7 protein-coding genes are annotated in these 11,603 nt (G+C 60.4%); 4 read left to right on the forward strand and 3 right to left on the reverse strand.

The window, feature by feature from the left end; all coding sequences use genetic code 11:
* The first annotated feature begins 7 nt into the window (after nucleotides 1-7).
* The 4 genes from relA to eno all read left to right on the forward strand — a co-directional run bounded on the left by relA (nucleotide 8) and on the right by eno (nucleotide 6,499).
* Nucleotides 8-2,239, forward strand: coding sequence for a GTP diphosphokinase (gene relA / locus AWX27_RS12525; RefSeq protein ID WP_060422513.1), 2,232 nt, complete (start codon nucleotides 8-10; stop codon nucleotides 2,237-2,239).
* Nucleotides 2,240-2,341: 102 nt separating this feature from the next.
* Nucleotides 2,342-3,136, forward strand: a complete 795-nt coding sequence (gene mazG / locus AWX27_RS12530) for a nucleoside triphosphate pyrophosphohydrolase (RefSeq protein ID WP_033649234.1) — start codon at nucleotides 2,342-2,344, stop codon at nucleotides 3,134-3,136.
* A gap of 348 nt (nucleotides 3,137-3,484) precedes the next feature.
* Complete coding sequence (gene pyrG / locus AWX27_RS12535) at nucleotides 3,485-5,122, forward strand: glutamine hydrolyzing CTP synthase (protein WP_033637139.1); 1,638 nt, start codon at nucleotides 3,485-3,487, stop codon at nucleotides 5,120-5,122.
* Between the two features lie 81 nt (nucleotides 5,123-5,203).
* Nucleotides 5,204-6,499 carry a phosphopyruvate hydratase gene (gene eno / locus AWX27_RS12540; protein WP_038873548.1) on the forward strand — a complete coding sequence of 432 codons (1,296 nt, stop codon included), beginning with the start codon at nucleotides 5,204-5,206 and terminating at the stop codon, nucleotides 6,497-6,499.
* A 116-nt stretch (nucleotides 6,500-6,615) separates the two neighbouring features.
* Here eno and AWX27_RS12545 read toward each other — a convergent pair whose 3' ends face one another.
* The 3 genes from AWX27_RS12545 to hutU form a co-directional block, all read right to left on the reverse strand.
* Nucleotides 6,616-8,010, reverse strand: a complete 1,395-nt coding sequence (locus tag AWX27_RS12545; RefSeq protein ID WP_060422516.1) for an amino acid permease — start codon at nucleotides 8,008-8,010, stop codon at nucleotides 6,616-6,618.
* A 102-nt stretch (nucleotides 8,011-8,112) separates the two neighbouring features.
* On the reverse strand, nucleotides 8,113-9,648 hold the full coding sequence (hutH, locus tag AWX27_RS12550; protein WP_060422520.1) for a histidine ammonia-lyase: 1,536 nt from the start codon (nucleotides 9,646-9,648) through the stop codon (nucleotides 8,113-8,115).
* Nucleotides 9,645-11,336, reverse strand: coding sequence for a urocanate hydratase (gene hutU, locus AWX27_RS12555; protein WP_041033306.1), 1,692 nt, complete (start codon nucleotides 11,334-11,336; stop codon nucleotides 9,645-9,647). Before hutU ends, hutH begins: the two co-directional genes overlap by 4 nt.
* Between the last annotated feature and the right edge of the window lie 267 nt (nucleotides 11,337-11,603).

The raw sequence follows: 11,603 nt of genomic DNA on the forward strand, positions 1-11,603 counted from the left end.
AGAAGTTATGGTTGCGGTAAGAAGTGCACATCTGAATACGGCGGGTGAATTCGCTCTCGATGAGTGGATCGCTGGCTTGGGGCTACCTAACCCGCAGTCATGTGAGCGATTGGCCGCAACCTGGCGTTATTGTGAGCAGCAGACCCAGAACCATCCCGACGCCTCGCTGCTGCTGTGGCGCGGTCTGGAGATGGTGGAAATCCTCTCGACGCTGAGCATGGACAACGACAGCATGCGCGCCGCGCTGCTGTTCCCGCTGGTGGACGCCGGCATCGTGCAGGAAGAGACCCTGACCGAAGCGTTCGGCAAGGGCATCGTCGCGCTGGTGCACGGCGTGCGCGACATGGACGCCATTCGCCAACTGAAAGCCACCCAAAACGATTCGATGGCCTCCGAGCAGGTCGACAACGTGCGCCGCATGCTGTTGGCGATGGTGGAGGATTTCCGCTGCGTGGTCATCAAGCTGGCGGAGCGCATCGCCCATCTGCGCGAGGTGAAAGACGCGCCGGAAGACGAACGCGTGCTGGCGGCGAAGGAATGTTCCAACATCTACGCCCCGCTGGCCAACCGGCTCGGCATCGGCCAGCTGAAGTGGGAGCTGGAGGATTTCTGCTTCCGCTACCTGCATCCGGAAGAATACAAGCGCATCGCCAAGCTGTTGCATGAGCGCCGCATCGATCGCGAACAGTTCATCGACGATTTCGTCGCCGGGCTGCGCACCGAGATGGCCAGCGAAGGTATTCGGGTGGAGATCTACGGCCGGCCGAAACACATCTACAGCATCTGGCGCAAGATGCAGAAAAAGCACCTGGCGTTCGACGAACTGTTCGACGTGCGCGCGGTGCGCATCGTGGCGGAGCGCCTGCAGGATTGCTATGCGGCGTTGGGCATCGTGCATACCCATTTCCGCCATCTGCCGGACGAGTTCGACGACTACGTCGCCAACCCGAAACCCAACGGCTACCAGTCGATCCACACCGTGGTGCTGGGGCCGCGCGGCAAAACCGTCGAGATTCAGATCCGCACCCGGCAAATGCATGAAGACGCCGAGCTGGGCGTGGCCGCGCACTGGAAGTACAAAGAGGGCGCGGGCGTGACCGTGCGCTCCGGCTACGAAGAACGCATCGCCTGGCTGCGTAAGCTCATCGCCTGGCAGGAAGAGATGGCGGACTCCGGCGAGATGCTCGACGAAGTGCGCAGCCAGGTGTTCGACGATCGGGTCTATGTGTTTACGCCGAAAGGCGACGTGGTGGATCTGCCGGCCGGCTCCACGCCGCTCGATTTCGCTTACCACATTCACAGCGACGTCGGTCACCGCTGTATCGGCGCCAAGATCGGCGGCCGCATCGTGCCGTTTACCTATCAGCTGAAGATGGGCGATCAGATTGAGATCATCACCCAGAAGCAGCCGAACCCGAGCCGCGACTGGCTGAACCCGAACCTGGGCTATGTCACCACCAGCCGCGGGCGCTCGAAGATCCATAACTGGTTCCGCAAGCAGGATCGCGACAAGAACATCCTCGCCGGTCGTCAGATGCTGGACAACGAACTGGAGCATCTCGGCATCAGCCTGAAAGAGGCCGAGAAGCTGTTGATCCCGCGCTACAACATGAACTCGCTGGACGAGGTGTTGGCGGCGATCGGCGGTGGGGACATTCGCCTGAACCAGATGGTGAATTACCTGCAGGGCAAGTTCAACAAGCCGAGCGCCGAAGAGCAGGATCGCGAGGCGCTGCGCCAGCTGGTGCAGCAGAAAGCGCCGCCGCCGACCCGCAACAAGGACAATGGCCGGGTGGTGGTGGAGGGCGTGGGCAACCTGATGCACCACATCGCCCGCTGCTGCCAGCCGATCCCGGGCGACGACATCGTCGGCTTTATCACCCAGGGGCGCGGTATTTCGATCCACCGTGCGGACTGCGATCAGCTGGTCGATCTGCAATCGCACGCGCCGGAGCGCATCGTCGACGCGGTATGGGGTGAAAGCTACTCCAGCGGTTATTCGCTGGTGGTGCGCGTGATGGCCAACGATCGCAGCGGGCTGCTGCGCGACATTACCACCATTCTGGCCAACGAAAAGGTCAACGTACTGGGCGTCGCCAGCCGCAGCGACACCAAGAAGCAGTTGGCCACCATCGACATGGATATCGAAATCTACAACCAGCAGGTGCTGAGCCGGGTGCTGGCGAAGCTGAACCAGCTGCCGGACGTGATAGACGCCAAGCGTCTGCACGGCAACTAAGCCCACATCGCCTTTCGGGCCGTATCGATAGCGGATGCGGCCCGAAATCCATGAATTCGGCGGGCGCTCCCCTGCGCCCCCATGCTTTCTCAGAGATTTTTTATGACCCAATCCACTCCGCTGCAGCGTCTGCTGAACATCATGAAAACGCTGCGCGACCCGCAGATCGGTTGCTCGTGGGACCGCAAGCAAACCTTCGCCACCATTGCGCCTTATACGTTGGAAGAGACTTACGAAGTGCTGGACGCCATCGAGCGGCAGGACTACGCCGATCTGCGCGACGAGCTGGGTGATTTGCTGTTTCAGGTGGTGTTCTACGCGCAAATGGGGCAGGAGCAGGGGCTGTTCGATTTCGATGAGGTGTGTACCGCCATCAGCGACAAGCTGGAGCGCCGTCACCCGCACATCTTCGGCGACGCCGAGGGCGGAGACAGCGAAGCCGTGGCGGCGCGCTGGGAGCAGCTGAAGGCCGGTGAGCGCGCCGAGAAAGCGCTGCACTCGGTGCTGGACGATATTCCGCAGGCGCTGCCGGCGTTGATGAAAGCGCACAAGATCCAGAAACGCTGCGCCTCGGTCGGCTTCGACTGGAATACCCTGGGCCCGGTGCTGGACAAAGTGTACGAAGAGATCGACGAAGTGATGCACGAAGCCCGCCAGGCGGTGGTCGACGAGAGCAAGCTGGAAGAGGAGATCGGCGATCTGCTGTTCGCCACGGTGAACCTGTCGCGCCATTTAGGCCACAAGGCGGAGAACGCGCTGCAGGCGGCGAACCGCAAGTTCGAGCGCCGCTTCCGCCAGGTGGAAGAGATTGTCCAGCAAAGCGGGCTGCGGCTTGAAGACGCCACGCTGGAGCAGATGGAAGAGGCCTGGCAGCAGGTGAAACGTCAGGAAAGTTGAATCGCCGCGACAATGTTGATCGCCGACAAGGTTCGCTCAAGCTGAAACGGTTAAGCTTTCGGTCAGGTTAGAGGCGCATGGCTGCCGGCGGCAGCAAAAGGGCAACAAACTGAAATCTAAGGCGTTTTATCGCTCCTGAGGGGCGGTAAAAAGAAATTTTCTCTGCTAACTCTTTGTTTTACCTGGAGGGTTTAGGCGGCGCCGGCGGAGTAAACCCTGATGAACACGGGAGGGCGGCCGAGATGATGGACAGCAAAACGATCGTTTGTAGGTCAGGAGAGGTTCGGGTATACTACTTTCCCGTCCTGGTTCTTCCATCGTCTTTAAACCTAAACTCTCAGGTTCAGCATGACAACTAATTATATTTTTGTGACCGGCGGGGTCGTATCCTCTCTGGGTAAAGGCATTGCCGCAGCCTCTCTGGCGGCTATTCTTGAAGCCCGTGGCCTCAACGTTACCATCATGAAACTGGACCCGTACATCAACGTGGATCCGGGCACCATGAGCCCGATTCAGCATGGGGAAGTTTTCGTCACCGAAGACGGCGCAGAAACCGATCTGGATTTGGGTCACTACGAGCGCTTCATCCGCACCAAAATGTCGCGTCGCAACAACTTCACCACCGGCCGCATCTACTCCGACGTGCTGCGTAAAGAACGCCGCGGCGACTATTTGGGTGCGACCGTGCAGGTCATTCCGCACATCACCAACGCGATCAAAGAGCGCATCATCGAAGGTGGCGAAGGCCACGATGTGGTGCTGGTGGAAATCGGCGGCACCGTCGGCGATATCGAATCGCTGCCGTTCCTCGAAGCCATCCGTCAGATGGCGGTGGAAGTGGGCCGCGAGCACACTCTGTACATGCACCTGACGCTGGTGCCGTACATGGCGGCAGCTGGTGAAGTGAAAACCAAGCCGACCCAGCATTCCGTAAAAGAGCTGCTTTCCATCGGTATTCAGCCGGATGTGCTGATTTGCCGTTCCGATCGCGCGGTTCCTGCTAACGAACGCGCTAAAATCGCGCTTTTCTGCAACGTGCCGGAAAAAGCGGTTATCTCTCTGAAAGACGTTGATTCTATTTATAAAATCCCAGGCCTATTGAAATCTCAGGGGCTGGACGATTATATTTGTAAACGATTCAGCTTGAACGCACCGGAAGCCAACCTGGCCGAATGGGAACAGGTGATCTACGAAGAAGCCAATCCGGGCGGCGAAGTGACCATCGGTATGGTCGGCAAATACGTTGAGCTGCCGGACGCCTACAAGTCGGTGATCGAAGCGCTGAAGCACGGCGGGCTGAAAAACCGTCTGACCGTAAACATCAAGCTGATCGATTCGCAGGACGTGGAAACCCGCGGCGTGGAAGTGCTGAAAGGGCTGGACGCGATCCTGATCCCGGGCGGCTTCGGCTACCGCGGCGTGGAAGGCAAAGTGATGACCGCACGCTATGCGCGCGAGAACAACATTCCTTACCTGGGCATTTGCCTGGGCATGCAGGTGGCGTTGATGGAGTTCGCTCGCAACGTGGCGGGCATGGAAAACGCCAACTCCACCGAGTTTATGCCAGACTGTAAGTACCCGGTGGTGGCGTTGATCACCGAATGGCGCGATGAAGACGGCAACGTCGAAGTGCGCAGCGAAGAAAGCGATTTGGGCGGCACGATGCGCGTAGGTGGCCAACAGTGCAACCTGATCGACAACAGCCTGGTGCGTCAGCTGTACGGCGAACCGACCATTGTCGAGCGTCACCGTCACCGTTACGAAGTTAACAACATGCTGTTGAAGCAGATCGAAGCCGCAGGGCTGCGTGTCGCCGGTCGTTCCGCCGACAACAAGCTGGTTGAGATCATTGAACTGCCGAATCACCCGTGGTTTGTAGCCTGTCAGTTCCACCCGGAATTTACGTCTACGCCGCGTGATGGGCATCCGCTGTTCGCCGGCTTCGTGAAAGCCGCAGGCGAGCATCAGAAGCGCCAGGTGAAATAAAATATTTGGTAGGCGGCGCGCGGTGAGAACCGCGCGCTGTTTGTCTGGAGTTTTAGTTTAACTTGTACTGAGGAAAACCTAATGTCCAAAATCGTTAAAGTCATCGGTCGTGAAATCATCGACTCCCGCGGTAACCCGACTGTTGAAGCCGAAGTTCATCTGGAAGGCGGTTTCGTAGGCCTGGCTGCTGCGCCGTCAGGTGCTTCTACCGGTTCCCGCGAAGCGCTGGAACTGCGTGACGGTGACAAGTCTCGTTTCCTGGGTAAAGGCGTACTGAAAGCCGTTGCTGCAGTAAACGGTCCGATTGCTCAGGCAGTACTGGGTAAAGATGCCAAAGACCAGGCGAACATCGACAAGATCATGATCGATCTGGACGGCACCGAGAACAAATCCAACTTCGGCGCCAACGCCATTCTGGCGGTTTCCCTGGCAGCAGCGAAAGCGGCCGCAGCCTCTAAAGGCATGCCGCTGTACGAGCACATCGCTGAACTGAACGGCACCCCAGGCAAATTCTCCATGCCACTGCCGATGATGAACATCATCAACGGCGGCGAGCACGCTGACAACAACGTCGACATTCAGGAATTCATGATTCAGCCGGTTGGCGCGAAAACCCTGAAAGAAGCGGTGCGCATCGGTTCTGAAGTGTTCCACCACCTGGCGAAAGTTCTGAAAGCCAAAGGCATGAACACCGCCGTGGGCGACGAAGGCGGCTATGCACCAAACCTGGGTTCCAACGCCGAAGCGCTGGCGGTTATCGCTGAAGCGGTAAAAGCGGCGGGCTACGAGCTGGGCAAAGACGTGACTCTGGCGATGGACTGTGCGGCTTCCGAATTCTACAAAGACGGTAAATACGTGCTGGCCGGCGAAGGCAACAAAGCCTTCACTTCCGAAGAGTTCACTCACTTCCTGGAAGATCTGACCAAACAGTACCCAATCGTGTCTATCGAAGACGGCCTGGATGAATCCGACTGGGCGGGCTTCGCTTACCAGACCAAAGTTCTGGGCGACAAAATCCAGCTGGTGGGCGACGATCTGTTCGTGACCAACACCAAGATCCTGAAAGAAGGCATCGAGAAAGGCATCGCTAACTCCATCCTGATCAAATTCAACCAGATCGGTTCTCTGACCGAAACCCTGGCTGCTATCAAGATGGCGAAAGACGCTGGCTACACCGCGGTGATCTCTCACCGTTCCGGTGAAACCGAAGACGCGACCATCGCTGACCTGGCGGTAGGGACTGCGGCTGGCCAGATCAAAACCGGTTCCATGAGCCGTTCTGACCGCGTTGCCAAATACAACCAACTGATCCGTATCGAAGAAGCGCTGGGTGACCGTGCGCCGTTCAACGGCCTGAAAGAAGTTAAAGGCCAGTAAGTTCGACCGATTCGGTTGTTAAATAAAAACCCGCTGCGGCGGGTTTTTTTATGGCCGGCGTTTGGCCAAAAGCGCAATAAAAAACCCGCCGCAGCGGGTTTTATCAGAAGCGAGCGTTACATCTGCTGCGTTGCCGCGCTCACCGGCGAGCCGCCGCCTTTCTTGCGCACCCACAGCCAGTAAGCCACGGTGAGTAAAGCGATCCACACCAGCCCGACGTACAGCGCGATGCGGCTCTCTTCGAAGTAGCCGAGCAGGCCGATGACAAATGCCATAAAGGCGGTCGCCAATGCCGGCGCCACTGGCCACCACGGCACCGGGAAGCTCAGCTGACGGGTTTCCTCCGGTGACAGCGTGCGGCGCATGACGATCTGCGACAGCAGGATCATCAGCCACACCCAGACGGTGGCGAAGGTGGCGATCGAGGCGATGATCATGAAGACTTTCTCCGGGATCAGGTAGTTGAGCACCACCGCCAGCAGCAGAGCGACCGACATCACCAGCACCGTCATCCAGGGCACGCCGCTGGCGGTCAGTTTGGTGAAGCTGCGCGGCGCCTGGCCGTCCTGCGCCATGCCGTACATCATGCGGCCGGCGCCGAAGATGTCGCTGTTAATGGCCGAGATGGCGGCGGTGATCACCACCACGTTCAGTACGTTGGCGGCGGAGCTGATGCCGAGGTTGCTGAAGATCTCCACGAACGGGCTGCCGTTCTGGCCGATGCTGTTCCACGGATAGATCGCCATCAGCACCGTCAGCGTCAGCACGTAGAACAGCAGGATGCGCACCGGCACGGCGTTGATCGCTTTCGGCAGCACTTTGGCGGGGTCTTTCGCCTCGCTGGCGGTAATGCCGATGATCTCGATGCCGCCGAAGGCGAACATCACCACCGCCAATGACGCGACCACGCCGCCGATGCCGTTAGGCATAAAGCCGCCGTGCTGCCACAGGTTGCTGATACCGGTGGCGTGCTGGGTTTGGCCGAAGCCGAACAGCATCACCGCCGCGCCGCCGACGATCATCGCCACGATGGCGGCGACCTTGACCAGCGACAGCCAGAATTCCAGCTCGCCGAATACCTTGACGCTGCACAGGTTGAGCGCGCCGATAAACAGAATGATGCTGAGTACCCAGACCCACTGGGCGACCTCCGGGAACCACAGCCCCATATAAATGCCGAAGGCGGTGACGTCCGCCAGGGCGACGATCACCATTTCGAAGGTGTAGGTCCAACCGGTGAGGAACCCGGCCAGCGGGCCGAGATAGTGGCTGGCGTAGTGGCCGAACGAGCCGGAAACCGGCTGGTGCACCGCCATTTCACCCAGCGCGCGCATCACCATGAACACCGCCGCGCCGCCCACCAGGTAGGCCAGCAGCACGGCCGGGCCGGCCAGCTGGATGGCGCCGGCGGAGCCGTAGAACAGGCCGGTGCCGATCGCCGAGCCGAGAGCCATGAAACGGATGTGCCGCGCGTTTAGTCCGCGTCTGAGTTGTGTCGTTTCGTTACGCATGTTGCTTCCCGTTAAGTGTTTGCCGAACAGGCACGCGCTGCCCGCGCCGGGTGGAACGCACCCGGCGGGGCAGAACAAACTGCGTGATTCAGAGTGTGATGATTATGCCTGGCTAGGCAGCAGCGCCGCAGGCAGCAGCGATGTCAGGTGACCGGCCGCCAAGAGTTGGTTGGCGGCTTCAATGTCGGGGGCGAAGAAACGGTCCTTGTCGTAGAAACTGACATGCTCGCGCAGCAGACGGCGCGCCTGCTCCAGACCTTCCGAGGTCTTCAGGCCGTTGCGGAAATCCAGGCCCTGGCAGGCGGCCAGCCATTCGACCGCCAGAATGCCGCGCACGTTGTCCGCCATGCTCCACAGGCGGCGACCGGCGGCCGGCGCCATGGAAACGTGGTCTTCCTGGTTGGCGGAGGTCGGAATGCTGTCGACGCTCGACGGGTGCGCCAGCGCTTTGTTTTCGCTGGCCAGCGCCGCAGCGGTCACCTGGGCGATCATGAAGCCGGAGTTCACGCCGCCGTTCTCCACCAGGAACGGTGGCAGCTGCGACATATGCTTGTCCATCATCAGCGAGATGCGGCGCTCGGACAGCGAACCGATTTCGGCAAACGCCAGCGCCAGGTTATCGGCGGCCATCGCTACCGGTTCGGCGTGGAAGTTGCCGCCGGACAGCACGTCGCCCTGTTCCGCGAACACCAGCGGGTTATCGGAGACGGCGTTGGCTTCAATTTCCAGCACCTCGGCGGCCTGGCGGATCTGCGTCAGGCAGGCGCCCATTACCTGTGGCTGGCAGCGCAGGGAGTAAGGATCCTGCACTTTTTCACAGTTGCGGTGCGAGTCGGAGACTTCGCTGCGCGCGCCGAGCAGGTGGCGATAGGCGAGGGCGGCGTCGATCTGGCCGCGCTGGCCGCGCACCTCGTGGATACGCGCATCGAACGGGCTGCGGGAGCCCAGCGCCGCTTCCACCGTCAGGCTGCCCGCCACGGTCGCGGCGGCGAACAGATCTTCGGCATCGAACAGGCCGCGCAGCGCGAAGGCGGCGGAGACCTGGGTGCCGTTCAGCAGCGCCAGGCCCTCTTTCGCCGCCAGCGTCAGCGGTTTCAGGCCGGCTTTGGCCAGCGCTTCGGTCGCCGGCAGCCATTGGCCCTGATGGCGCGCCTGGCCTTCGCCCAGCAGCACCAGGCTCATGTGCGCCAGCGGCGCCAGGTCGCCGGAGGCGCCGACGGAGCCTTTCAGCGGAATATGCGGATAAACTTCGGCGTTGACCAGCGCGATCAGCGCCTGAATGACTTCCAGACGAATGCCGGAGAAGCCGCGCGACAGGCTGTTGATCTTCAGCACCATGATCAGGCGCACCAGGTTGTCGTCGGTCGGCTCGCCCACGCCGGCGGCGTGTGACAGCACGATCGAACGCTGCAGGTTTTCCAGATCGTCGCGGGCGATGCGCGTCGAAGCCAGCAGGCCAAATCCGGTGTTGATGCCGTAAGTGGTGCGGTTTTCTTCAACAATGCGTTCCACGCAGGCCACGCTCTGTTGGATAGGGCCGTAGGCGTTGTCGTCCAGCGTCAGCGTCACCGGGTGTTGATAGACGTCGCGTAGCTGGGCCAGCGTCAGTTTGCCAGGGCGAATAGTCAGCGCTTTCATGCTTTTTCTCCTTGGGTCGCGGCAACCATCGGCAGGTTCAGGCCTTGCTCGCGGGCGCAGTCGATAGCGATATCGTAACCGGCGTCGGCGTGACGCATGACCCCGGTAGCCGGGTCATTGTGCAGGACGCGGGCGATGCGCTCGGCGGCCTCGTCGGTGCCGTCGCAGACGATCACCATGCCGGAGTGTTGGGAGAAGCCCATGCCGACGCCGCCGCCGTGGTGCAGGGAAACCCAGGTGGCGCCGCTGGCGGTGTTCAGCAGGGCGTTCAGCAACGGCCAGTCGGAAACCGCATCGGAACCGTCTTTCATCGCTTCGGTTTCACGGTTCGGGCTGGAAACGGAGCCGGAATCCAGGTGGTCGCGGCCGATGACGATCGGGGCGGACAGTTCGCCGCGGCGCACCATCTCGTTGAACGCCAGGCCCAGCTTGGCGCGCTGGCCAAGGCCAACCCAGCAGATGCGCGCCGGCAGGCCCTGGAAGCTGATGCGCTCGCGCGCCATGTCCAGCCAGCGGTGCAGGTGTTCGTCATCCGGGATCAGCTCTTTCACCATGGCGTCGGTTTTGTAGATGTCCTGCGGATCGCCGGACAGCGCCGCCCAGCGGAACGGCCCGATACCGCGGCAGAACAGCGGACGGATGTAGGCCGGCACGAAGCCCGGGAAGTCGAAGGCGTTGTCGACGCCGGTTTCTTTCGCCATCTGGCGAATGTTGTTGCCGTAGTCGAAGGTCGGCACGCCCATCTGCTGGAACGCCAGCATGGCTTTGACGTGATCGGCCATCGACTGCTTGGCGGCGGCGACCACTTTAGCCGGCTCGGTCTGGGCGCGCTGGCGATACTCTTCCCAGCTCCAGCCCTTCGGCAGGTAGCCGTTCAGCGGATCGTGGGCGCTGGTCTGATCGGTGACCATGTCCGGGCGCACGCCGCGGCGAACCAGCTCAGGCAGAATTTCCGCCGCGTTGCCGCACAGGGCGATGGAGATGGCTTTGCCTTCTGAGGTGTATTTTTTGATGCGGGCCAGCGCGTCGTCCAGATCGTTGGCCTGCTCATCGACGTAGCGGGTTTTCAGGCGGAAATCGATGCGGCTCTGCTGACATTCGATGTTCAGCGAGCAGGCGCCCGCCAGCGTCGCGGCCAGCGGCTGCGCGCCGCCCATGCCGCCCAGGCCGGCGGTCAGCACCCAGCGGCCCTGCAGGCTGCCGTCGTAATGCTGGCGACCCGCTTCGACGAAGGTCTCATAGGTGCCCTGAACGATGCCCTGGCTGCCGATGTAGATCCAGCTGCCGGCGGTCATCTGGCCATACATGGCCAGGCCTTTGGCGTCCAGTTCGTTGAAGTGTTCCCAGGTCGCCCAGTGCGGCACCAGGTTGGAGTTGGCGATCAGCACGCGCGGGGCGTTGCTGTGGGTTTTGAAGACGCCGACCGGCTTGCCGGACTGCACCAGCAGGGTTTCGTCTTCTTCCAGCGTTTTCAGGGTTTCGACGATCTTGTCGTAGCAATCCCAGTCGCGTGCGGCGCGGCCGATGCCGCCGTACACCACCAGCTCGTGTGGGTTCTCCGCAACTTCAGGATCGAGGTTGTTCATCAGCATGCGTAACGGCGCTTCGGTCAGCCAGCTTTTTGCGTTTAATTGTGTGCCGCGTGGCGCGCGTACATCGACATTGCGAACTTTGTTATTTGTAGTCACAGCAGTTTCCTCAAACAGTATCGGTGCAGATTCCATGCCGTGGTGGGGATGAGTACCACGGCATAACAATGCGTAGGGCTTATTAACATATACTTGTATGTACAAGCATATGCAACACTGACCAGTTGCCGCTGAAAAGTGGCATAAGAAAAAGTTATTTTCTTTTTATATCAGGTTGATATGCGATTTTTCATCGCCGGCTTCAGGTACGAAAAGCCGGAGAAAAGTGAGCTGTTCGGCAAAAATGAATTAAAAATGACTCATTTT

It is taken from the genome of Serratia sp. 2880STDY5682894 (assembly GCF_001537385.1).
Lineage (GTDB): Bacteria > Pseudomonadota > Gammaproteobacteria > Enterobacterales > Enterobacteriaceae > Serratia > Serratia nevei.

Excerpts from the sequence above, each read along its gene's own strand:
- hutH (WP_060422520.1), bottom strand. The coding sequence starts at position 9,648 with ATGAAAGCGCTGACTATTCGCCCTGGCAAACTGACGCTGGCCCAGCTA.
- eno (WP_038873548.1), top strand. The coding sequence starts at position 5,204 with ATGTCCAAAATCGTTAAAGTCATCGGTCGTGAAATCATCGACTCCCGC.
- pyrG (WP_033637139.1), top strand. The coding sequence starts at position 3,485 with ATGACAACTAATTATATTTTTGTGACCGGCGGGGTCGTATCCTCTCTG.
- AWX27_RS12545 (WP_060422516.1), bottom strand. The coding sequence starts at position 8,010 with ATGCGTAACGAAACGACACAACTCAGACGCGGACTAAACGCGCGGCAC.
- mazG (WP_033649234.1), top strand. The coding sequence starts at position 2,342 with ATGACCCAATCCACTCCGCTGCAGCGTCTGCTGAACATCATGAAAACG.
- relA (WP_060422513.1), top strand. The coding sequence starts at position 8 with ATGGTTGCGGTAAGAAGTGCACATCTGAATACGGCGGGTGAATTCGCT.